Below are 22,171 nucleotides of genomic sequence, written 5' to 3'. Positions count from 1 at the left end.
CAACCGAACTTCCAATACGACCAAAGGCAGGGCAATCGCTCTGCCTTTTTATTTTTTGACTCCAAGAGTGAGTGACCCAAATCGCAAATTGATTAATGGCACAAGAGAAATGTGCTGCCAGCATTTGTTAATTCTTTGTTATCGCCTCAAGGTTGTTAGAATGTTCCGCTAAATCAAGGGAGTGAGATGAATGCCGAAGCGAGCAAGTTTGATATTAATAAACGAGCACCGAGAAGTTTTATTGATTGAACGAGTGAAGGGCGACAGACACTATTGGGTGTTTCCTGGCGGTAGTGTAGAGGATGGAGAAATTCTTTCTGAAGCGGCGAAACGCGAGGCACTGGAAGAAACCTCTATAGAGCTGACATCGCTCACACCTGTGTTTCAGATTCAAAATCAAGGCCGAAAGGATCATTACTTCTTATCCCATATCGGCTCAGCCACCCCTACGCTAGGTAATGGCCCCGAACAACAAAGGCAATCGGCTTCCAATCAATATATTTTGAGATGGGTGAATTTTACTGAGCTAGCCATGTTGCCTCTCTTTCCAGTCGAAGCGAAACAAATATGCCTTCAGAGCGAGGAGGTATTCTTTGGTTGATAAAGTGTGTCCTCTGGTGTTACGAAAACAAAACCGCGAGATTCTTCTTTTCAAACATCCTCTTGCGGGCGTTCAATTGGTGAAAGGCACTGTTGAACCTTTCGATTGCGACTTCTTAAGTGCGGCAAAAAGAGAGTTGGCAGAAGAGTCGGGCATCGAATTGGTCAATCACACAACCTACTTAGGGGCTTGGGAGAGTGGATTTCAGGAGCAACGTTGGCATTTCGTTTTGTGTGAATGTGAAGTGTTGCCGGAACATTGGGTCTTCCACACTAAAGATGATGGTGGACATGATTTCGAATTATTTTGGCATGAAGTTGCGAAAGACATTTCTTCCCATGCGCACCCTGTCTTTCAGCGTGCTTTAGAGCAAGTTCGTCAGCTTATCCGCCTTGGAGCAATTAAGTGAAAGTTGAAATCGGTAATCACACGAATGCAGAGTTGCTTCAAGAACTCAAAGATCAACGCATTCAATTCAATCCCTTTGCCTTACAGCTGTTTGAAGATCAATTGATACAAACCAAACAGCATGCTCAGACTTTGTCTTTATCGATAGTAACGCCTTCGGAATTAGGTGCTTCATTTGGAGCAACGTTGGCTGAGCTTCTTATTCATGGAGCTCTGAAAGGGCTAGAGCCTTGTTCGCTCGCCGTTGCACCATACTTGTTACTTCAAGGTATTTTGCTCACAAAAGACGAATACATAACGCTCGCTTCTTTGCCTCTTGCTCAGAAAGACACCTATCCCAGAGGTTTGTATCTGCGTAAGCGGGATGATGGTGTGTGGCTAAGAGGTTATCGATGTGATGATGCTTTTATCTTTCCTCCTTCGATGAAGTTTGTGTTCATTGATGCGAAGGCGAAAGAGATGGAGCAATATTGACGTTCGACTATTGCTCGTTCCCGACAATTTCACCGGAGATTTGTTGTAGCTTCTAAACCACATCCAAACGTCACATCTCACGTGTATCAGCAGTAAGCAAAGAAATAAGTAAATCATTCTCACGAAGGAAATACAGAAAAGGAAAGTTCATGAAAAAACGACTCGTCATATTGGCAGCCATTGCGTCGCAAGGTTGTGCAACGATAGAGACCCTAAACCCAACAAACAATCATGTGAGAATCGCTCATGAGGGGAAGCAGAGCTACTGCAAGGAAATTCCAAGAGTTTATAGTGGAGTGAATTACAACATGTGTTTGTTGAATGGTGAGTCTAGCTATTCTGAAAACACGGGTCCCAAACTGGATGGGGTGCCTTTCTTTGTGTTTGATACTGCTTTTTCAGCGTTGGCTGATACTTTATTCCTACCATACACAATAACGATGCAGGCACAGAAAGGGCCAATAGAGGTTAACTAAGCTTTCAAGCGAACCATCAAACCAAACGCTATGCTTTTATCAGGAGCGAAATGATAAGGAAGAACAGCCATTGTTGTTCTTTCAACCTCTCACGTACGGTTTAAAGGCACTGTCGCTCTCAAAAATGGCGTCGAAATTACAATTATTTAGCTGATTTCTATATGCTTTGCGCATTCATTCAGATAAGGAAAGGTAACGATAATGGATAAATTCGTACTGTTTCTCCTATGCCTTTGCCTGACAGTGGGTGGTGTCATCCACATTTACGACAATATTGTCGATGGCTTTTTGCCTTACGATTTTGCCCCAGGCTGGTTAAACATGTATTGGAGCGCGCTTGGCCTCCTTGATTTACTCGCCGTTTATTTGCTGATTAGGCACCGCCGGACTGGGCTGGTTTTACTGTTATTGATTATGTTGAGCAGCGTAGGCTTTAACTCTTATGCGCACTATGGATTGGGCGTATTGGAGAGCAGTGGACAACTGCAATGGCAAACGTTGTTATTAGGGTTTTCTATTGGAGTATCAATTTGGCTGTGGAATTCGCAAAAGCATCGCCACTCACGTCAGATATTCCGGTAATTGTTTTATTCGATATTACGTATTTTTAAACAGGGAAGTGTTATGGATAACTTTAAGGAGCTGGCGAGCTTCGGTGTTTTTGCCGCGCTATCGGGCTTTAGTTTTGGCGCAATCTTTTTTGGTATTGCGTTTGTGTACGCGGCCATCAACAAGCAACAAGATGTGAGCGTGTTCGCCATCTCTTCAATTGTTCTTGGGATTATCGGTTTGTTTGTTGGTGTGACCCAATCAAACAAAAAACGCGAATTGATTAAAGCTTAACGGTTTTTATTCAATCCGAAATACATTGGGATGAGTTGCGGTCGCGTGTTCGTGATACATATCATCTAGGTAGGTCAGTAACTCGTCCTCATCGAGAAAGGGCGGCACTACAAAGTCTCTGATTGGGCGCTTTATCGAAGTTTCCGAATCGATATAAAGCGTCCAAATCCCATCTTTGCATTCAGCAAGCATGATTTTTCCAAACACATTCACTTTCATTGAACTGCTCATGAGGAAGACTTTTCCTTATAACGAAATGGCTGGGTGATCAGTTTATCCAATCTTTGCTCGTCTTTGTCGCGAATCTCTGGAACACCAATCACAACATCATCATGACCTAATTCCGGTTGAGCGCGATAAGTGCCAAACAAACGATCCCATATCGACAAGAAGAAACCAAAGTTTGAATGTGTCTCGCGCACGATGACAGAGTGGTGAACGCGATGCATGTCTGGTGTCACTACCAATTTACGTAACTTCGCATCCCAAGGTAGTGAAAGCTTTGCATTGCTATGGTTAAACATCGCGCTAGCGTTCAATACGATTTCAAACACTACGATGGCGATAGGAGACACGCCTAAAGCAAACACCGCAGCGATTTTTACAATCATTGAGAGAATGATTTCTATCGGGTGGAATCGCGTTCCGGTTGTGACATCGATATCTAAGTCTGCATGATGCATGCGGTGAAGTCTCCACAGCGGTTTAACGTGATGGAAAACTAAATGCTGTAGATAGATGATGAGATCGAGTAACACAACGGCTATCAGCACATTTAACCAAGTCGGCAAGGCAATAGCGTTGAGCAGACCCCATTGGTTTTCATACTCAATGATGGCAGCTTGGAAAGCGGCAATAGGCATGACAACGGCAATAACGACACTATTTAGCGCGACCAACGTGAGGTTGTTAAACCAGCGAAATGAACGGTCGACGGTCAACTTCTTTCTCGGTAGCTTGTTTTCCCACAGAGTACACAGCAACAAAACACCAATAAAGATGCTAAGTCGTAGCCAAGAAGGGTCGTTAAATGCTGTTTCGGTCACGCTAATTTCCTTGGTTGATTCGCTTATTTGTTAAGACCTTAAGACTCCAACGTATCTTTCACCGAGAAGAAAGGAATGTGAATGTCCGTCCGTTTACGAGCATTTCTTGAGACTCACTGGCGATGCAAGTAGAATCGCGCTCTACTTTATACATGCACTTATTCTAACTGGCACTTTCTATCCATGAGAATCCACGCTTTCCATCGTTTATACCAGCACCGTCAATCTATCTCAACGAAGCCGTTTAACGCTCGTGGCTGTAAAGTGGTTCGCTGTCCTTATTGTCAGGTTTCTGAGCAATATTGTTTGTGCGACATTCAGCCTAACATCGAATCCAATATTGCCTGCATGCTGATCGTATCGGAAAACGAAGTATTCAAGCCGAGTAATACCGGGCGTCTAATTGCTGATACGATTCAAGAGACCTACGTGTATCAATGGAATCGTACTGAGCCTTCTCAAGAGATGCTGGCACTGCTAGAAAACGATGCTTATCAACCAGTGGTTGTCTTCCCAGCAGATTACGTGGATGAGCCTGAGCGTTTATTGGATGGTTTGAATCCAGAGCGTTTGAAGGCATCCGATGGTTCAGACAAAAAATGGTTACTGATCTTCATTGATGGCAGTTGGCGTGAAGCGCGTAAGATCTTCCGCCGTTCCGAGTTCTTGAAGTCTTTGCCTGTGCTTTCTATTGAGCCGGAATCATTGTCTGAATACATCATGCGCCGCTCGGACAATGAGCAGCACCTGTCTACTGCAGAAGTCGCGACGTTAGTATTCAAACAGGCAGGTGAAGAGCGAGCTTCCGAGTGTCTGCAATTGTGGTTTGAAGCCTTCCGCGAAACCTATATGCTGACGAAAACTCGCGTAAAAACCGACTGGTCTCGACCGCATCTGAAACGTTTCAAAGAGTGGGCTAAAATCGAGAGCTAACTCTAAGGAATGAACTTTTGTTGATGGCTTGTTGTTCAACTGGCTTCAATGAGGGGATAAATCTGCATTCGGTCACGGTTTGCAGGCGTACAGATATGGATAATGCTCGGAGTTTATCTTTTTTGACTCCAGCATTTTTTTGGAGTCGTTTGAGCTTTTTAGGAGAGAATTGCATGTATTACGGCTTTGATGTCGGTGGCACTAAAATTGAGTTTGGTGCGTTTAACGAAAAACTTGAGCGTGTAGCAACTGAACGTGTACCAACACCAACAGACAACTACGATTTGCTAGTAGAAACTATCGCAGGTCTGGTTAACAAATACGATGCGGAATTTGGTTGTGAAGGTACGATTGGCCTTGGTCTTCCTGGGATGGAAGATGCTGATGATGCAACTGTACTAACGGTTAACGTACCTGCAGCAAAAGGCAAACCACTTCGCGCTGATCTTGAAGCTAAAATCGGTCGCAGCGTAAAAATTGAAAACGATGCAAACTGTTTCGCGCTTTCTGAAGCATGGGATGAAGACCTTCAAGATGAACCATCTGTACTAGGTTTGATCCTTGGGACTGGTTTTGGCGGCGGCTTTATCTACGAAGGTAAAGTATTCTCTGGCCGTAACCACGTAGCGGGTGAGGTAGGTCATACACGTCTTCCTATCGACGCATGGTTCCACCTAGGCGACAACGCACCTCTACTAGGTTGTGGTTGTGAAAAGAAAGGTTGTCTAGATAGCTATCTATCTGGTCGTGGTTTCGAGCTTCTTTACGCGCATTACTACGGCGAAGAGAAGAAAGCGATCGATATCATTAAGTCACACGCAGAAGGCGAAGCAAAAGCGGTTGAGCACGTTGAGCGCTTTATGGAGCTTCTAGCAATCTGCTTTGCGAACCTATTTACTGCGACTGACCCACACGTTGTTGTACTAGGCGGCGGTCTATCTAACTTCGAACTGATTTACGAAGAGATGCCAAAACGTATTCCTAAGTACCTGCTTTCTGTCGCGAAATGTCCGAAGATCATCAAAGCAAAACACGGTGATTCAGGCGGCGTACGTGGTGCTGCGTTCCTAAACATCAAATAGTCGTCTGAGTTTTCGGTAAGCCAAAACACATAAGACCAACATTGAAAGCCTCGTTTTCCTTTAAGGTGAAGCGAGGCTTTTTTATTTTTGTCGCTCCATACTGCTGCTTTGTATAACTGAGCTGCCATCTTTACCCAGCTTTACGCTTCGTTTACGTCCCTTGAACTCTCGATTGATAAGCTGTTTTTATTGATTCCACGAACAGTAGGAATGAAGATGTTCAACTCATCAAAATTACGCTATGGCGTTCTTAGCATCGCCTTAGTTGGTATGGTTTCACCGACGTTTGCCAAGCCTCCAGCACCTAAGCATGGGAAGAAGGTAGTGGTGGTAAAGCCTGTCTACCGTCCCGTTTATAAAGCGCCAGTTCATCGTGTATACCATTACAATAAAATTCCGAGAACCGCGACTTATCTAGTGATTGCGGGGATCACTTATGCCGTCGTGGATAATGTTTATTACAAGCGAAGTGGCGATCAGTATATTTATGTGGAGCAACCTCCGGTATCTGTACAGAGCGAAGTGAATACAACGGATACCACTGTCGTAACAAATAAGGGAATGGCAGGTAAGATAGTCGATGTGTTGCCGAATGAAGCAACCACGGTGACCGTTAATGGGGCGACTTTCTACGTTCAAGGCAGTGACTGGTATGCGCCAATTGCGGGAACGAACCAGTTTGTGATTGTAGAGCCTCAGCTATAGTGTGTTGTCTTTAGATTGCATGCATAAAAAAACTCGCGACGAATCGCGAGTTTTTGTTTTGGTCTGCTTAGCTTAGCTTATTTTTTCTTTTTGCCTACGCCCAAGTTTTCTTTTTGAGCTAGAGTGATCTTGCTAAAGCCAAGTTTTCTGAAATGATTATCGCGGTAGTTGCGCACAGCCTTCGTGTCAGATACTGCTTCGATTTGCTGCTCCATCTTTAGGTACTCAGTGATATCGATACCTTCCGCCTCTGCAACTGCTTCTTGAATGTTGCGGTGTTGCTGGTATGAGAACGTCAGTTCTTTGTCTTGGTCTTTGTAAGTGTAAAGAATGGTGCGAGCCATAGCTGTCTCTCTGAAAAATTTTTCTGTTATCAATAAAAAGGCCAGACATACTGACCTTTGAATTCTGAATCGGCCTAGATTCTGCCTTGAAGTGGGATAATTGTCACGCTTTCTCCCGATTTTACTGTATCAACAGCAGGGGATATTTCGATCAAACAGTTCGCCTCACTCATAGAGCGCAGAATGCCAGAGCCTTGTTTTCCTGTTGTGCGAACGGTTAGGCGACCTGTTTCGTCTAGCTCGTAAACACCACGGCTAAACTCGGTACGACCTTGGCGAGAACGGAGGTTTTCTGTGGCAATGGCATTGACTTTGAGTGGCTTCCAGTCTTGCTCACCTTGCATCTTACGCAGAGCAGGTTCAACAAAGTTGATGAATGAAACCATCACAGCCACAGGGTTACCCGGCAAACCAAAGAAAGGCTTATCGTTGATTTGACCGAACGCAAGCGGACGACCAGGGCGCATGTTGATACGCCAGAAATCAATTTGACCGAGCTTATCCAATGCCAGCTTAATGTAGTCGGCATCGCCAACGGAAACGCCGCCGGAAGTCATGACTACGTCGGCTTGCGCAGAAGCATTTTCGAGCGCTTCAATCATCAACTGCTCGTTATCTTCTAGAATACCGAAATCCAAAATCTCGTAACCTAGCTTCTCTAACATGCCCATGATAGTGAAACGGTTTGAATCGTAGATTGAATTCGCTTTCTGTTCTGTGCCTGGCGCTTGAACTTCGTCACCGGTAGAGAACACTGCAACTTTCAACTTGCGGAATACATTCGTTTCGCCAAAACCAAGAGAAGCAATCATACCCATCTCAGGGGAGGCTAGACGGGTGCCTGGAGTAAACACATCGCTACCAATTGCTAAGTCTTCACCTGCTTGGCGAACGTTTTGACCAGTTTTGATGCTCGCGCCATTGAACGTGACTGTATCGCCATCTTGGGAAGCTTGTTCACGCATAACAACGGTATCACCATTGATAGGTGTTGGGGCGCCCGTCATGATCTTAACCGCTTGACCAACTTCCAAAGGCTGATCGTAAGCATGACCCGCCATCACTTCAGCAACCACTTGGTAGCTTTCACGCTCGACGTCATCACCGCGAATCGCGTAACCGTCCATCGCTGAGTTTGTGTATTGCGGAACATTCACTGGTGACACAACATGATCTGCAAGCACACGACCATACGCATCTTCAATCTTGCATGCTTCGGTTTCAGCAACCGTGTTTATCAAAGAAAGGATCTTTTCTTGTCCTTGAACGACAGAAAGGAAAGCTGGAGAAAGGGTATCGCAGCAAGCGGCTTCTTTCTCTTTACTCTTTGGTGCTTTCGCTTCTTGAACATACTGAATAACGAACTGGGCAATCGCCTCAAGATCGTTGATGTTCATTTGTGGCAGTTCAGAGTCTAGTTCGCCGCTGTCTGAAGCAATCGCGATGATGTTTTCATCGTTTGGATAAAGCCAAGGCTTACCGACTTCTTCACGGTGCAACTCGATCTTAGGAAACGCAATGTTTTTGCAGCCTTCCACTAGAACTACGTCTAGCTTATCTTCATCGAAACGCGTCAAAAGGTAATCAAACTCAGATTCTGACGCTGGTGTTTCTGTCATCAGTGCGAAGCGGTTACGAGAAGAGATCAGCATTTGCGATGCGCCCGCTTTACGTAGGCGATGGCTGTCTTTGCCCGGTTGGTCGACATCGAAGTTATGGTGTGCATGCTTTAGCATACCGATGCGTAAACCTGCTTCGGTCAACTTTGGTAGCAATGCTTCAAGTAGCGTAGTTTTGCCAGTGCCTGAGTAGGCAGCAAAACCAAGAATAGGGATGTTTAGCGTGTGTTTCATGATTCAAGTTGTCCAAATTGCGCCAGTTCTTCAGGCGTATTTAAGTTGACGAAACAGTTTGGTGAGTCGCTAAAGTCAACGTAACTGGTGTTGCACTCTTTGTAGAGTAGGATGATCTTACGATCGCCACGTTCTAAAAACGCGGTCAGCTTTGGCAGTACGCGCTTGTGGTAAAGCGTGAAGACAGGCTGCTGGTGGTCGCCATCATGAGCAACCAAAATATCGGTGTCTTCTTCTACTGCGCTGCAAAAACGTTCAACAAGATCAGTGTTGATTTGAGGGCTGTCGCAAGGGACGAAGCCAACCCAATCGGTTTCTGCATGAACCAAGCCCGCGTGGATACCGCCCATCGGACCTGGAAAATCTTTAAATTGATCGCTGAAGACGAAACCAAACGCACGGTAGGCGTCTTGGTTTCGGTTCGCATTGATTAGAATGCGTGGTGTTTGCGGAGATAGACGTTCGATAACGTGTTCGATGAGTGGCTTCTGATTCAGTTCGATCAGACCTTTGTCTTTTCCACCCATACGGCTGGCTTGACCACCAGCCAAAATGACCCAACTAGTTTGTGTTGGCTGAAGCATATGCGTTCTCTTGGGATGTTTCTTTTGGTATGACATACAAGAGTGGAGACTCTACCAAAGTCTTGTCTTTAATCCACCACTGTTTTTTACATAAATCCGTCAACGCGTTCGCTTGGTGGCTCGTCACAACAATACTAGAACCGCGATCAAGCAGATCTTTTGCCATGATAACCAGACGTTCAATCGACTCTTGGTCGAGAGAGGCACTTGGTTCATCCATCAACAAAATCGATGGTTTTAAGATCCAAGCTCGTGCCATTGCTACGCGTTGCTTTTCACCGCCGGACAATACAGAGATGTGTTCGTCGGCTAAGGTTTCTAACCCTACCATGCGTAGCGCACTAATAACTTGAGCTCGCTTATCTTTTGCCGTGTCTTGTTGATATTTAACTCCATAAACGACGTTTTCATACACAGTGCCGTCAAAAAGGTAAGGAGACTGATGGAGATAAATCACGTCAACACGACCATTGCGGCGCGTCCACTTCTTCAACCAAGTATCTTTCGGTGCCACCACTTTACCTGTTGAAGGCTTGAGCAAACCTGCAAGGATCTTGAGTAGGGTGGTTTTACCAACGCCATTGTCACCTTTTAGGTAAATCGCGTCGTTTGGACCAATGGCCAACTCAGGGATGTGGAAAAGCACACGCTCTTTAAAGCGCATGGACAATTGCTCGGCGGTAATTTTTATAGTCATAATTCACCCTTACATTGGGTCGATGGCGAGTCGATTGCTTGCTTCATGTTCTTAGATAGCCTTTGCCTCTCATGCTCGATAAGAGGAAGTTGAGCGCTAACGCTAACGATAGTAATACAATTCCTAATGCAACTCCTTGCGCAAAAGCACCTTTACTACTTTCCATAGCAATGGCCGTCGGAATATTACGGGTTACGCCCATAATGTTGCCACCAACCATCATTGAACAGCCTACCTCTGTGACGATTCGTGAGAATCCCGCAATGATAGCCGCCAATAAAGGAAAACGTGTCTCCCAGATCATAGTAGCAGCGATACGAGGTATTGACGCACCTAACGTAATCGCTGTTTCAACTGCGCGACGGTCACTTGATTGAAGCGCACCGTGCATCATGGAAACCAGAACCGGAAAACAAACGATCATTTGCCCTAAGATCATGGCTTTTTGCGTAAACAGCATTTGCCAATCACCTAAAGGGCCTGCTCTTGAAAGCATCATGTACAACAGCAAACCGATTACGACCGTTGGCACCGCCTGTAAGGTGTTCACAATGGACAGCAAGAACCACTTACCACGAAAGTCGGTGTAGGCGAGGACAAAGGACATCAAAATAGACGGCAATACCACCAAAGATATTGCCGTAATAGAAACACTAAAGGAGACCGCAACGATCTCCCATAGGTCTGCATCAAAATTCACCAGTAAGCGCAGGGCTTCTAGTGTTGTATCAGCAAGATTCATATTGCGTTATTTGCTCTCAGCATTCGCAACGAACAATTGTTTACCATTCAGACGGAAGCCATTGATCAGCTCTTGGCCGCGTGGGTTCACCAACCAGTCACTGAAAGCCTTCGCGCCTTGGTAGTTGATGGTTGGGTAACGCTCTGGGTTAACCAAAATCACTTGGTACGGGTTAAACAGTTTTTCGTCGCCTTGGAATAGAATCGCAAGATCCAATTTGTTTTGGTAAGCCAACCAAGTACCACGGTCAGTCATGGTGTAACCTTGCATTTCTGACGCCATGTTTAGAGTAGGGCCCATGCCTTGGCCTACACTACGGTAGCCGCCAAAGTTTGGTTCCATCTTAGTTTGCGCCCAAATGCCCAGTTCTTTTTTGTGTGTACCAGAATCATCGCCACGAGAGATGAAAGTTGCGTCTTTGTTCGCAATCTCTTTGAATACGTCGAGTACTGACGCATCGTCTTTTACTTGCGCTGGGTCAGCTTTAGGGCCAACGATAACGAAGTCGTTGTACATCAGTTTACGTGGAAGGACACCGTAGCCGTTCTCAACAAACACACCTTCTGCCTTAGGAGCGTGTGTCATAACCAAATCAACGTCGCCGTTTTCACCCATCTTCAGCGCTTTACCAGTACCAGCAGCGATGATATCCACTTTGTAGCCAGTGTCTTTTTCAAATTGAGGAAGTAGGTAGTCCAGTAAGCCAGAATGGTAAGTACTTGTTGTTGTCGCCAGACGAATGTGTTCGCCATCTTGAGCTGAAAAAGCAGAGTAGCTTACAAGAGTGATTGACGTTGCAGCTAGAGTCAGCGCAATTTTTTTCATTTTAGTTGTTTCCTTTCCAATGATTCTTTGGCTTCTTAAGTCTTGGGTTACTAAAGAAGTCGCCAGAGCGTCAGAGAGCGCTCAAATCACAAGCCACCTTAGGGTGAGGGAGCGAGAAGCGATGGTATTGCATTGATGTCTCCCACATCCTGAGGTCACTTGGACACTCCATATAGCAAACAAGATGCCAACATTTTACAAGCTCAAAATGTTTGATTTATGCGCTAATTCATGGACTTATTTGCATAAAAATTTGCGTTGGTACAAAATGTCGCACTTTTTGTAGGGTATCTCTGTTCAAACTTGGTACACTCTGTCCCATTCCAATCCAACTGGGGTAAATATGTCTACTCAATCCCATATTAGTACAAACCAACAATACAACGCTTTTTCAGTACTGGTCGTTGATGACGAACTCGGTATGCAAGCCATCCTTAAAAAGGCTCTGGGCAAGTTGTTTTCGCAAGTCGATACAGCGGGCAGCATTGAAGAAGCGGAAGAGCTACGTAACTCACGCCACTACGATTTGATTCTGTTGGATATCAACTTGCCGGGGCGTTCAGGGATTGAATGGGAAGAAGCGTTTGAAGATGACGACAAACGCGCGGATGTCATTTTTATGACCGGCTACGCGGATTTGGAAATTGCGATTCGAGCACTGCAGCTTGGTGCGTCGGACTTTATCCTCAAGCCTTTTAACCTAGAACAGATGCTGAAAGCGGTCAGTCGTTGTATGGATCGTCGTTTGAATGAGCGCATGCAATACGCGATGAAGCGTGACTATCAGCGTCACAACACCTCAGAGATTATTGGCGGCTCGGAAAAAACTCGTCAGCTCAAACAGTTGATCACTCAATTTGCACCGTCTCGCGCATCTGTATTAGTCGAAGGCGAGTCGGGTACTGGTAAAGAGTTGGTAGCGAGAGGCATTCACCAAGCAAGCGGTCGAACAGGTCCATTCGTCCCACTTAACTGTGGCGCGATTGCACCAGAGCTTTTAGAGAGTGAGTTATTCGGTCATACCTCGGGGGCTTTTACTGGCGCAAAGAAATCTCGCGAAGGTCTTTTTCGAGTAGCCAATGGCGGCACATTATTCCTCGATGAAATCGGTGAAATGCCTTTATCCATGCAGGCGTCACTGCTGCGTGTGTTAGAGCAACGTACGATTCGTCCGGTAGGTTCTGAGCGTGAAATCAGTATCGATGTTCGTATTGTCGCGGCGACCAACCGCAACCTGCAAGAAGAGGTCAACAAAGGTAACTTCCGTAGCGACCTTTATTACCGTTTAAACGTTTTGAAGATTGAAGTTACTCCTCTGCGTGAGCGTAAAACTGACTTGTTTGAACTGGTTCCTTACTTCAGCAACATGCTGACAAGTGAACTGGGTATGCAAGCACCGAAGTGGGCGCATGAAGACATGGAAGCGATGAGCGAGTACGAATGGCCAGGTAACATTCGCGAACTTAAAAACCTCATCGAGCGTTGTATTTTGTTAGGTAAACCGCCTGCGCATCACTGGCGTGAACTCAATGGCGGTCATGCTTTACCTAATGTCTCCATTACCGTGTCACACAGCGAAGAATTGCCAACCTTCAAAGAGGGCAAAGAGTTCTCTGGTGAAGGCTATCCAAACACTTGGACACTAAAAGAAGTGGAAAAAGCGCATATCCAACAATTGGTTAATTTGCACGAAGGCAACAAGTCGGCGGCGGCTCGAGATTTAGGAGTGGCACGAAAAACGCTAGAGCGCAAATACAAAGAGTGGGATTCTGAGGACGAGGATTATGCCGAGTAGTAGTTGGCAGCAACACAAAGGATTGTCTAAATGGACGTACCGATTCAAAACCATGGTGCGCTATCGACTGTTGATTTTGACATCTGCGCCAATCTTCTTAACGCTGATAGCCCTTATTGGCATTACGATCTATTGGTCGATTCACTATACGTGGCAAAACGCGTTATTAGACGTTTCGGAGCGTTTGGGGGTCGCTAATAACAGCATTACGCTGCTGCAACAAAAGCAGGCGAACTACGTCAAATCGTTCGCGGACTCTTATGATTTCCGTACCCGAGTGAACCAAAATGTCCCACAAGCAGAGTTGCAAAAGTGGGTGACTGCGCAGAAAAAACGCTACGGTTTGGACTTTTTGTCCTTCCAACGTGTTAATTCGATGGAAAACAAATTCCGCTTTATGGATTTAACTAAGCGCGAATCTTTCTTCGATGTTCTGGACAGAAAAGAACTCGAAAAGCTAGACCCCGAACTTGCCAAACGCGCTGAAGTACCGATTCTAAAGAATGGTGGTGTGGAAGCGCGTGGCTTGGTGAGTCGAACCGTGATCCCGGTTTACAGCCAGCAGAACGACTTAATTGGTTTCTTAGATGGCGGTTTGTTGCTTAACAACAGCACGGTGTTGGTCGATCAAATTCGTGATCTTATCTATTTGAGCGATAACGACACCCTCCGTCCAGTCGGGACTCTGACGGTATTTTTGGATGATCTTCGCGTCAGTACCAACGTTCCGTTAGACAGCGACCAACGTTTGGGGCGCGCTATCGGTACACGAGTAAGTTCTGAGGTATACAACAAGGTATTGGCGGAAGGTGAGCAATGGGTCGACCGCGCGTTTGTTTACGATGCTTGGTACATCACCGCTTATCAACCAATCAAAGACCAGTACGATAACGTCATTGGTATGCTCTACACCGGTTACTTGATGTGGCCATTCGTCAAAGCGTATATGACCAATATCGTTGAGATCAGCTTGATTACCTTAATGTTGCTCTTAGTTTCTGGCGTGATGGTGTATCGCGGCTCACGTGATCTATTCCGTCCAATCGAGCGCATCTACAAAGTCGTGAAGCTTGTCCAGTTGGGTAAAGAAAAGCGTATTGGTCCATTAGGGTTGGATGAACATCACGAGCTGGCTCAACTAGCGCGTCAGTTCGACAACATGCTTGATGCTTTGGAAGATCGCAAAGTCGAGCTGAAGAACTCCGCCATGGAACTGGAAGGTAAAGTTCAACAACGCACGGCGAGTTTGAAAGACAAAACTGAAGAGCTTGAACTGCACATTCAACTGCTCAACCAAACCCGTGACAAACTGGTCGTCAACGAAAAGCTTGCCGCACTGGGTGAGTTGACTGCTGGGATCGCCCACGAAATTAACAACCCAACCGCAGTGATTCTGGGTAACGTTGAATTGATTCAGTTTGAGCTCGGTGAAGAGGCAAGCCGCGTTCAGGAAGAGATTGATGCGATTCACGCTCAGATTGACCGTATTCGGAATATCACACGCAGCTTGCTGCAATACAGCCGTCAGGGTGGTGTACAAGACGAAATTACGTGGCAGCACGTGAATCCAATCATCGATGAGAGTATTACGCTGGTTAAAACCGGTACTAAGAAGCGCGACATTGAGTTTGTCACCGATTTACAAGCTCATACTTCGGTTGAGATCAATCGCCACCACTTGTTGCAGATTCTGGTGAACTTGCAAATGAATGGCATTCACGCGATGGACGGCAAAGGCAAGCTAACTGTCGTGAGTGAAGATTGGATTGAAGACGGTGAACTGAAAGGTGCAGCGATTCATGTCACTGATGAAGGTTGCGGCATTAAGCCAGAAAACTTAAGCCGTATCTTCTCTCCGTTCTATACCACAAAACGCGATGGTACGGGTCTAGGGCTTTCGGTTTCTCAAAGTATTCTTAGTCAAACAGGCGGCGAGCTAAAAGCCGAATCGGAATGGGGCAAAGGCAGTACGTTCAGTATCTACCTGCCAAAGAAAGCCGAGCTGCTGCTTGAGGTAACGAATATCGCTTAACCGACGATTCCAATTCGTAACGCGCAAAGAAAAGGGTCAGTGTAATCACTGACCCTTTTTGTATCTGTCCTTCTTCAAAGGCGAGAGAAATACGTTGAATTAACCGGTATGCACTGCAATCTTAGGAGGATTGATTCCGTGCTTCTTGAACTCTTTCATCACACGCAGAGTAATGTCGGTTTCAAACAGCTTCTCGTAGGCGGTATCTACTACATAAGCTTTACACGTTAGCTGAATCGCCAAATAGTTATCCGTAATGGTCTGTTTGACGAGAACCGTTACTGGCTTAGGTAGGTGGATATAACGGCTTGAAGACGCCGCTTCCTGAATCAAGTCACGCGCTAACGTAATGTCTTCATTCATGCCCACATAGAACGGAATCACCACCTGCATATCCAGCGCACCATAGTTACCGCTGACCACAACTTCACTCAAGAACTTGTTGTTTGGAATCGTAATGATGTCATCGGTTAGGGTACGCATACGCACTGAGCGCAAACCAATCGCAATAATATCACCGTAGTTACCTTCGAACGTGACGCGGTCACCCACTTGGAACGGGCGATCCACCATAACCGTCATACCCGCGATGAAGGATGCGGCTAGGTCTTTCAATGCGAAACCAACCGAAACCGCTAACGTACCACCAATCAAAGCAAGGATTTGATCGTTAATACGGAAGCTCATCATAAACACGACAGAGCCAGCGGTTAAGTAGATAAAGAACTGCAAGAAAGATTGAAGCTTCTGTAGCACCATTCGGTATTGCACGAACTGGCTACCAATACTTTCTACCATTGAGTTCATGAACTTAAGCAATAGCCAAGTCGATGCAATCACAATGATGGAGAAGAACACGCCGCTCCAGCGAATTAGGCTGGCAATCTGCGAGATATTATCCACACTCGCGATCTCTTCAGTCGCCAATGCAGAGGTGCTTAATAGCGATAACGCTAATACGGTGAGTAGTTTTTTCATCGTTATTTCACCAATAAATGTTGACGGTCGAGAACGTTGGTAATGTGACGGAACCAGTGATCCGACACGCGAGCTTTGTCTTCGCTCCACTCAATAAATCCACGGCTTTGGAAGTAGCGCAGAGTACCAATCACTTCCGCAATACTCAGCTGAGTACACTCAGACAGCTCTTCCGGCGATGCCACCTCAAGCTGAACGATCGAGCGCAGCACGGCCAGCATTGGCTTCGGCATTTTCTCTAGCTCTTGAGACTCTGGTGCGTGGAACAATCGAACCACCACTTGCTGCGTCTCTTTATCCTGACGCAGAGACAAGCGGAAAAAGCGCAAGCCCACTGTCGGGTTACCATCAGAGTAATGCCACAGAATACGGTAGAAACCTTGCTTAGCTCGTTCTTCTTCTGTGATGTCTTCTTGGTCCCATTGTTTAGGCACGACAAGACCATCAAACGTTACTGGGTTCTCAATCTCTTGGTTAATACGCGTATCAAACAACGCAGAGAGTTGTTTTTCACTCCAGCGCGGCATAAACGCCACCCAGTCAAACAACAAACGTTCACCACGAGCACGGTCGACGAAACGCCAGCTTGCTTTCTCAATCGCCATGACAACGCGGTGGTTCTTCTTAGAACGACGAAGTAGGTTAGTCAGTTTAATCAAACCGCTTAAACCGCCTACCATTGGCTTAACCAAGCGCTGAGCGTTATCAACTGCGATAAGGTAAGGCGTGTCACTTTTACGTAAATGCGCAAGAACCTGAATTTCAGAGGCGTCTTCTTCCAACCCAAGTTGTAGAGCCAGTTCTTTTAGTAGCTCACTGTAACCTGCGTATGGACAGTTCAAATAAAGTGGCTCGGCGTTCTTCACTTTGTTCAGGATAGTGCGAAGGAAGGTCGTTGTACCAACGCCACGTTCACCGGAAATTACACATACCGCAGGGCTATCTGTCAGCAGGTATTTAGACAGTTGCTTGATTTCGTCAGAGGCATACTCGACCAACTCACTGTCTTCGCTACCTGGAAGAATATATTCGAACGTTTGCTCGCCTTTGATTCTTACGAGATTGGTATCACCACCGTTATTACCCGTTTGTTTGGCAACTTCGATTCGGAACAAGTACGCCAACGCTTGGCTAAACATGGTGTAGTTAGACAGCATTGCGACGATGCGATGTTTAAAGCTGTGCAGCATAATCCACACAGCACAAATTGCCGTACCGATGATGCTTAGCAACAAGGTATCTTTACGACGGATAGACCAGTTAACCCAAACAGGACGATCAGAGAGCTTCTCCGCGACTTCAAATACCTTTTTACGCCATAGGCGCAATACCGACAGCGTCACCAATACAAACCAGAAGAACAGCGCGCTGTAGATCCACGAGTAGATGGTGCCTTTACCCAGCGTACGAATCGAGATTTGCAGAATTACGCCAGCAACAATGGCGCTCCAAACGTAACGACGAATGGTTGAAAGGCGTAGCGCTATCACCTCTTGGCTAGTGCTGCGGCTGTTGCGATAAGTAAACTCGAGAATAAAGCTAATCGCGATAGAACCACCTAGAACCCACCATGTGAAGATTTCTAGAATGATCAAATGCTGCAAGCTTGGGATTTCTGATAGCACTCGAAGCGAGAGCGTAATCGCAATCAACCAAGCAATTGCTCTGTGCGCGCGGCTGATATACCAAATCAAGCGAACCCAGATTGGCGGTTTAGCGACGTTATCTAGCTGCGTTTCGCGGAATAGGGTAATGATGCGCTTGCTGTTGGTTAGCCACCACACCAAACCGAAGTAGATAAACAGCACTTTGATGCCAGCCCAAACGACCGGAATCGGTGAAATCAGAATTTCTTTGATCAGAGATTGGAAAGAACGAATCTGGAAGAACACCAAGTATTCAACGTTAAGCTGAGTTTGACGCCACTCTTGCTTAAACTGCGTAACACCATAAGGACCAAAACCGGTCAGTTTGTCGTGCGTGATAGGGTCGGTTAGCTCTAATAAACGTTCTTTGCTTTGACCTAGGCTGTTGACCGTAAGGTAACTGGATTGCGTCTCAAACCATTCTTTGTCTTCACCAGACTCACGGAATGTCTTTAAGTGTTGATCAAAGATAAGGGTTTGTTTGCGCTGCTCACTCATTACTGCATTGAGCAATTGGTTGACCTTACGTTTGTCTTGGTCAGACATAAACAAAGGCTCTGGCAGCTTGTTGATCTCCTGAGTGATCTCTTGCGCCACAGGGAGGATTTGAGGCTCAGGTTGGAATTCGTACTCCCACTCAGCGTGAGCAGGTAAAGAAAGCACGAGACCGACTAGCATTAAAATGCGCGCCATGAAATGCATAAAATTCTCTTAAAACTTATAAGGTTAGAGTTAGTGTAGTTGCTTTATCGCGATATGCGAGTTTTACCCAATGACCGTGCGTGATGTTGCGATTTCCTTTGAGAAACGGGTGCTTAATAAAGGAATAACGTACGGAATTGATAAAAGGGGACGCACTATAAACCCAATTTTATGTGGTATGTCAATGGTTAGTCATGACGGATTTATGTCTCAGTTTTGAGTCGGTTAGAGCTAGAAACCTTAAAAATGGCGCGGTTTATGTTAGCCAAATCTCAAAATTCAGCCCGCTAAAGAATGCTTTTTCTCATTAATTAATAAAAACAAAACTTGAAGTGTGTAGCCTTAAGCAGTAACGTTGCGCGGTTTTTCCCAATAAACTTGAATTGCTAAGGTAAAGGTTTTGATTTCCACAGCGAATATTACTCAACAATTTGGCGCTAAGCCGCTATTTGAAAACATCTCAGTTAAGTTCGGCGAAGGTAACCGCTACGGCTTAATCGGGGCTAACGGTTGTGGTAAATCAACCTTTATGAAAATCCTGAGCGGTGAGCTTGAACAAACAAGCGGTAACGTAAGCTATGATCCTAACGAGCGCGTTGCAAAACTGAACCAGGACCAGTTCGCGTACGAAGAATTCACTGTAATCGATACAGTAATCATGGGTCATAAAGAGCTATGGGAAGTGAAGCAAGAGCGTGACCGCATCTACTCACTTGCTGAAATGAGCGAAGAAGACGGCATGAAAGTGGCTGACCTAGAAGTTCAGTTCGCGGAAATGGACGGTTACATGGCAGAAGCAAAAGCGGGTGAGCTTCTTCTTGCTGTAGGTATCCCAATGGAGCAACACTTCGGCCTAATGAGTGAGGTTGCACCGGGTTGGAAACTTCGTGTGCTTCTAGCGCAGGTTCTATTCGCAGACCCTGACGTTATGCTTCTTGACGAACCTACCAACAACTTGGACATGGACACTATCCGTTGGTTGGAAGACACGCTAAACGCGCGTAACTGCACAATGATCATCATCTCGCACGACCGTCACTTCCTAAACTCAGTATGTACGCACATGGCTGACTTGGACTACGGCGAGCTACGTGTTTACCCAGGTAACTACGACGAGTACATGACTGCAGCTTCTCAAGCTCGTGAACGTCTACTGAACGACAACGCGAAGAAGAAAGCACAAATCGCTGAGCTACAAACGTTCGTTGCGCGTTTCTCTGCAAACGCATCGAAAGCAAAACAAGCAACATCTCGTGCGAAGCAAATCGACAAGATCAAACTAGACGAAGTAAAAGCGTCTAGCCGTCAAAACCCATTTATTCGTTTTGAACAGTCTAAAGAGTTATTCCGTAACGCTCTGATTGTTGAAAACCTAAGCCAAGGTTTTGAAGAAGACCTGTTTGCTAACTTCAATGCAATTTTTGAAGTGGGTGAGCGCGTTGCAATCATCGGTGAGAACGGTGTGGGTAAAACAACCCTACTGAACACACTTGCTGGCGTACTAGAACCACGAACTGGTGAGTTCAAATGGTCTGAAAACGCGAACATCGGTTACTACGCGCAAGACCACGCACACGATTTTGCTGAAGACATGAACCTAACAGATTGGATGGGTCAATGGCGTCAAGAAGGCGATGACGAGCAAGTCGTTCGCAGCTTCCTAGGTCGTATGTTGTTTGGCCAAGACGACATTAAGAAGTCAGTAAAAGTACTGTCTGGTGGTGAGCAAGGTCGTATGCTGCTTGGTAAGCTAATGATGCACAAACCAAACATGCTGCTGATGGATGAACCAACCAACCACATGGATATGGAATCGATCGAATCATTGAACACGGCACTAGAGCAGTACAAAGGCACATTGTTCTTCGTATCGCACGACCGTGTATTCGTAGACTCGCTAGCAACACGTATCATCGAAATCCGCGATGGTAAAATCACAGACTTTAAAGGCACTTACTCTGAGTTCCTAAAATCTCGTGGTATCGAAGGTTAATCCTTCTTCCGAATAAAGAAAAAGACCTCATCACGAGGTCTTTTTTTATGTCTATTCTTTGTGAGCGATAATTCTTTGCTAGCGCTAGGTTGTGGCGTTCAATCCTTAAATTGCCTCATTAGATAAGCATAAATCCCAACGAGCCCGAAGGTAATGATCATCGAAACGATGATGCCGCTTGGGGTGAGTAGATAATTCCACAGCTGATCGTTGTTCATAGTTCACATCCTTTGTGAATCCACATGATAGTTTAAGTCTAACTCATCTGATGACTTAATGAGAGGTTATTGATTGCCTTTCACGTCAAAATCAATCTTCTCTGCTCCAGTAAAGACTTGGAAGCGTAAGCCTTTCGCACGAGCGATGGTGGTGATGCCAAACTTTTTCGCCAGATCCAAACCCATTTGAGTTACGCCCGAGCGAGAAAGCAAAACAGGGATACCCATCTGCGCCACTTTAATCACCATCTCTGATGTAAGGCGACCAGTTGTGTAGAAAATTTTATCTTCACCGGTTTCTTGGTTAAGCCACATTTCACCCGCTAGCGTATCAACCGCGTTGTGACGACCAACATCTTCCACAAAAGACAGTACTTCGTTGCCTTTACACACTGCACAGCCATGCACAGCGCCCGCTTTTTTGTAGGTATCGTTGTAATGCGTCAACGCTTCAAGCGCCGCGTAGATTTCAGATTGCTTCAAAGGCACTTGTGGCACTTGGTAATCTTCAAGCTGCTTCATCACGTTGCCGTACATAGTGCCTTGACCACAACCAGACGTCACCGTCTTCTTCTTCAGCGCGCCTTCTAAGTGCTCAGTATTTTCTTTGGTGATAACCGCAGCTGAGTGCGTTTCCCAGTCAATAATGACAGATTCAATCGCTTCAGGATCAGACAAGAAGCTCTGGTTCTTTAAATAACCCAACACAAGCGCTTCAGGACGAGAGCCAAGCGTCATTAGCGTAACGACTTCCTTCCAGTTCAACATCACCGTAAGAGGGCGCTCACAGGCGACTTGCTTAGTCAGCTTCTCACCGTATTCGTCAAACACTTCTACTTCGATGGTCTGTAGGGGATTTTCACTGGTTTTAATAATGTTTGGTTTTACCACAGTCATGTCCTAATGAATGAGAGAGCCGATACACGCTCTCATTAATGGGTCTATTCGTCTTAACTCTGCTTACAAAGCAATTCTCATTCCAAAATAGCCGTTATGCGAGAAATTGCGAGGCTTTAGGTCAATTCAATGCAAAAACCGCGATATCGCAGTAATGACACAGATATCGGTTTGCGTATCGACTAGTTTTGATCTTGGGGAGAATTTGAGTTTGATTTGGCGCGTTTATTGCTTTGTACCGCTAAAATGGTTGAAAGCAAAGTACAAAATGTCCTTTTCTGTCTTAAAGCCAACATA

The 22,171-nt window shown here is 45.7% G+C and carries 23 protein-coding genes; 12 read left to right on the top strand and 11 right to left on the bottom strand.

What is annotated here, in order from left to right:
- Positions 1-190 precede the first annotated feature (190 nt).
- The 6 genes from A9237_RS00605 to A9237_RS00580 all read left to right on the top strand — a co-directional run bounded on the left by A9237_RS00605 (position 191) and on the right by A9237_RS00580 (position 2,802).
- Positions 191-601, top strand: a complete 411-nt coding sequence (locus tag A9237_RS00605) for an NUDIX hydrolase (RefSeq protein ID WP_078607112.1) — start codon at positions 191-193, stop codon at positions 599-601.
- On the top strand, positions 594-1,010 hold the full coding sequence (locus A9237_RS00600; protein ID WP_078607110.1) for an NUDIX hydrolase: 417 nt from the start codon (positions 594-596) through the stop codon (positions 1,008-1,010). Before A9237_RS00605 ends, A9237_RS00600 begins: the two co-directional genes overlap by 8 nt.
- The gene (locus A9237_RS00595) at positions 1,007-1,483 is read left to right on the top strand and encodes a hypothetical protein (RefSeq protein WP_078607108.1); all 477 of its coding nucleotides are present in this window, start codon (positions 1,007-1,009) and stop codon (positions 1,481-1,483) included. Before A9237_RS00600 ends, A9237_RS00595 begins: the two co-directional genes overlap by 4 nt.
- Positions 1,484-1,632: 149 nt before the next feature.
- On the top strand, positions 1,633-1,959 hold the full coding sequence (locus tag A9237_RS00590) for a YceK/YidQ family lipoprotein (protein WP_078607106.1): 327 nt from the start codon (positions 1,633-1,635) through the stop codon (positions 1,957-1,959).
- Between the two features lie 201 nt (positions 1,960-2,160).
- On the top strand, positions 2,161-2,541 hold the full coding sequence (locus A9237_RS00585) for a hypothetical protein (protein ID WP_020197396.1): 381 nt from the start codon (positions 2,161-2,163) through the stop codon (positions 2,539-2,541).
- Between the two features lie 42 nt (positions 2,542-2,583).
- A complete protein-coding gene (locus tag A9237_RS00580) occupies positions 2,584-2,802 on the top strand; it encodes a hypothetical protein (protein WP_061008641.1) in 219 nt (72 codons plus the stop codon).
- 6 nt (positions 2,803-2,808) lie between these two features.
- On the opposite strand, the gene A9237_RS00575 is transcribed toward A9237_RS00580, so the two are convergent.
- Positions 2,809-3,033: a DUF7661 family protein gene (locus A9237_RS00575; RefSeq protein ID WP_050566735.1), complete on the bottom strand. Its 225-nt coding sequence runs from the start codon at positions 3,031-3,033 to the stop codon at positions 2,809-2,811.
- Positions 3,030-3,848, bottom strand: coding sequence for a sterol desaturase family protein (locus A9237_RS00570; RefSeq protein ID WP_078607104.1), 819 nt, complete (start codon positions 3,846-3,848; stop codon positions 3,030-3,032). Before A9237_RS00570 ends, A9237_RS00575 begins: the two co-directional genes overlap by 4 nt.
- A gap of 183 nt (positions 3,849-4,031) precedes the next feature.
- Here A9237_RS00570 and A9237_RS00565 point away from each other — a divergent pair, with 183 nt between their 5' ends.
- From A9237_RS00565 to A9237_RS00555, 3 genes are all read left to right on the top strand, one after another.
- Positions 4,032-4,781, top strand: coding sequence for a tRNA-uridine aminocarboxypropyltransferase (locus A9237_RS00565; RefSeq protein WP_078607102.1), 750 nt, complete (start codon positions 4,032-4,034; stop codon positions 4,779-4,781).
- 173 nt (positions 4,782-4,954) lie between these two features.
- Positions 4,955-5,863, top strand: coding sequence for an N-acetylglucosamine kinase (nagK, locus tag A9237_RS00560; RefSeq protein ID WP_009706081.1), 909 nt, complete (start codon positions 4,955-4,957; stop codon positions 5,861-5,863).
- 216 nt (positions 5,864-6,079) lie between these two features.
- A complete protein-coding gene (locus A9237_RS00555) occupies positions 6,080-6,568 on the top strand; it encodes a hypothetical protein (protein ID WP_078607100.1) in 489 nt (162 codons plus the stop codon).
- 77 nt (positions 6,569-6,645) lie between these two features.
- Here the strand turns inward: A9237_RS00555 and A9237_RS00550 are convergent, their stop codons facing one another.
- The 6 genes from A9237_RS00550 to A9237_RS00525 all read right to left on the bottom strand — a co-directional run bounded on the left by A9237_RS00550 (position 6,646) and on the right by A9237_RS00525 (position 11,613).
- On the bottom strand, positions 6,646-6,912 hold the full coding sequence (locus A9237_RS00550) for a DUF2960 domain-containing protein (RefSeq protein ID WP_005441547.1): 267 nt from the start codon (positions 6,910-6,912) through the stop codon (positions 6,646-6,648).
- 74 nt (positions 6,913-6,986) lie between these two features.
- A complete protein-coding gene (locus tag A9237_RS00545) occupies positions 6,987-8,765 on the bottom strand; it encodes a bifunctional molybdopterin-guanine dinucleotide biosynthesis adaptor protein MobB/molybdopterin molybdotransferase MoeA (RefSeq protein WP_078607098.1) in 1,779 nt (592 codons plus the stop codon).
- Positions 8,762-9,349, bottom strand: coding sequence for a molybdenum cofactor guanylyltransferase MobA (gene mobA, locus A9237_RS00540; RefSeq protein WP_078607097.1), 588 nt, complete (start codon positions 9,347-9,349; stop codon positions 8,762-8,764). The genes A9237_RS00545 and mobA overlap by 4 nt, the downstream gene beginning before the upstream one ends.
- The gene (locus A9237_RS00535; RefSeq protein ID WP_005441550.1) at positions 9,327-10,046 is read right to left on the bottom strand and encodes an energy-coupling factor ABC transporter ATP-binding protein; all 720 of its coding nucleotides are present in this window, start codon (positions 10,044-10,046) and stop codon (positions 9,327-9,329) included. Before A9237_RS00535 ends, mobA begins: the two co-directional genes overlap by 23 nt.
- A 43-nt stretch (positions 10,047-10,089) precedes the next feature.
- Entirely contained in the window at positions 10,090-10,788 is a 699-nt protein-coding gene (locus tag A9237_RS00530; RefSeq protein WP_005427748.1) for an ABC transporter permease, read from the bottom strand.
- A gap of 6 nt (positions 10,789-10,794) precedes the next feature.
- Entirely contained in the window at positions 10,795-11,613 is an 819-nt protein-coding gene (locus A9237_RS00525) for an ABC transporter substrate-binding protein (protein ID WP_005441551.1), read from the bottom strand.
- Between the two features lie 343 nt (positions 11,614-11,956).
- On the opposite strand from A9237_RS00525, the gene A9237_RS00520 reads away from it, so the two are divergent.
- Positions 11,957-13,408 (top strand): sigma-54-dependent transcriptional regulator, encoded by a 1,452-nt coding sequence (locus A9237_RS00520; protein WP_039840901.1) that lies wholly within the window; start codon positions 11,957-11,959, stop codon positions 13,406-13,408.
- Positions 13,398-15,440: a sensor histidine kinase gene (locus A9237_RS00515; RefSeq protein ID WP_017190154.1), complete on the top strand. Its 2,043-nt coding sequence runs from the start codon at positions 13,398-13,400 to the stop codon at positions 15,438-15,440. Before A9237_RS00520 ends, A9237_RS00515 begins: the two co-directional genes overlap by 11 nt.
- A 99-nt stretch (positions 15,441-15,539) precedes the next feature.
- Here the strand turns inward: A9237_RS00515 and A9237_RS00510 are convergent, their stop codons facing one another.
- Positions 15,540-16,418 (bottom strand): mechanosensitive ion channel family protein, encoded by an 879-nt coding sequence (locus A9237_RS00510; protein WP_005427576.1) that lies wholly within the window; start codon positions 16,416-16,418, stop codon positions 15,540-15,542.
- Positions 16,419-16,420: 2 nt separating this feature from the next.
- Positions 16,421-18,766: an ATP-binding protein gene (locus A9237_RS00505; RefSeq protein ID WP_041055827.1), complete on the bottom strand. Its 2,346-nt coding sequence runs from the start codon at positions 18,764-18,766 to the stop codon at positions 16,421-16,423.
- A 400-nt stretch (positions 18,767-19,166) separates the two neighbouring features.
- Between A9237_RS00505 and A9237_RS00500 the strand changes: the two genes are divergently transcribed.
- Positions 19,167-20,759, top strand: coding sequence for an ABC-F family ATPase (locus A9237_RS00500; RefSeq protein ID WP_039840898.1), 1,593 nt, complete (start codon positions 19,167-19,169; stop codon positions 20,757-20,759).
- Positions 20,760-21,043: 284 nt separating this feature from the next.
- Here the strand turns inward: A9237_RS00500 and A9237_RS00495 are convergent, their stop codons facing one another.
- A complete protein-coding gene (locus A9237_RS00495; protein WP_078608690.1) occupies positions 21,044-21,868 on the bottom strand; it encodes a formate dehydrogenase accessory sulfurtransferase FdhD in 825 nt (274 codons plus the stop codon).
- Positions 21,869-22,171 lie beyond the last annotated feature (303 nt).

It is taken from the genome of Vibrio owensii, assembly GCF_002021755.1.
In the GTDB taxonomy this organism is placed as follows: Bacteria; Pseudomonadota; Gammaproteobacteria; order Enterobacterales; family Vibrionaceae; genus Vibrio; species Vibrio owensii.
This window is presented reverse-complemented; position numbering and strand designations above follow the sequence as displayed.

Coding starts and splice junctions, on each gene's coding strand:
- A9237_RS00565 (WP_078607102.1), top strand. CDS start 4,032: ATGAGAATCCACGCTTTCCATCGTTTATACCAGCACCGTCAATCTATC.
- A9237_RS00545 (WP_078607098.1), bottom strand. CDS start 8,765: ATGAAACACACGCTAAACATCCCTATTCTTGGTTTTGCTGCCTACTCA.
- mobA (WP_078607097.1), bottom strand. CDS start 9,349: ATGCTTCAGCCAACACAAACTAGTTGGGTCATTTTGGCTGGTGGTCAA.
- A9237_RS00530 (WP_005427748.1), bottom strand. CDS start 10,788: ATGAATCTTGCTGATACAACACTAGAAGCCCTGCGCTTACTGGTGAAT.
- A9237_RS00550 (WP_005441547.1), bottom strand. CDS start 6,912: ATGGCTCGCACCATTCTTTACACTTACAAAGACCAAGACAAAGAACTG.
- A9237_RS00590 (WP_078607106.1), top strand. CDS start 1,633: ATGAAAAAACGACTCGTCATATTGGCAGCCATTGCGTCGCAAGGTTGT.
- nagK (WP_009706081.1), top strand. CDS start 4,955: ATGTATTACGGCTTTGATGTCGGTGGCACTAAAATTGAGTTTGGTGCG.
- A9237_RS00535 (WP_005441550.1), bottom strand. CDS start 10,046: ATGACTATAAAAATTACCGCCGAGCAATTGTCCATGCGCTTTAAAGAG.
- A9237_RS00585 (WP_020197396.1), top strand. CDS start 2,161: ATGGATAAATTCGTACTGTTTCTCCTATGCCTTTGCCTGACAGTGGGT.
- A9237_RS00555 (WP_078607100.1), top strand. CDS start 6,080: ATGTTCAACTCATCAAAATTACGCTATGGCGTTCTTAGCATCGCCTTA.
- A9237_RS00520 (WP_039840901.1), top strand. CDS start 11,957: ATGTCTACTCAATCCCATATTAGTACAAACCAACAATACAACGCTTTT.
- A9237_RS00605 (WP_078607112.1), top strand. CDS start 191: ATGCCGAAGCGAGCAAGTTTGATATTAATAAACGAGCACCGAGAAGTT.
- A9237_RS00525 (WP_005441551.1), bottom strand. CDS start 11,613: ATGAAAAAAATTGCGCTGACTCTAGCTGCAACGTCAATCACTCTTGTA.
- A9237_RS00575 (WP_050566735.1), bottom strand. CDS start 3,033: ATGAGCAGTTCAATGAAAGTGAATGTGTTTGGAAAAATCATGCTTGCT.
- A9237_RS00505 (WP_041055827.1), bottom strand. CDS start 18,766: ATGCATTTCATGGCGCGCATTTTAATGCTAGTCGGTCTCGTGCTTTCT.
- A9237_RS00510 (WP_005427576.1), bottom strand. CDS start 16,418: ATGAAAAAACTACTCACCGTATTAGCGTTATCGCTATTAAGCACCTCT.
- A9237_RS00580 (WP_061008641.1), top strand. CDS start 2,584: ATGGATAACTTTAAGGAGCTGGCGAGCTTCGGTGTTTTTGCCGCGCTA.
- A9237_RS00515 (WP_017190154.1), top strand. CDS start 13,398: ATGCCGAGTAGTAGTTGGCAGCAACACAAAGGATTGTCTAAATGGACG.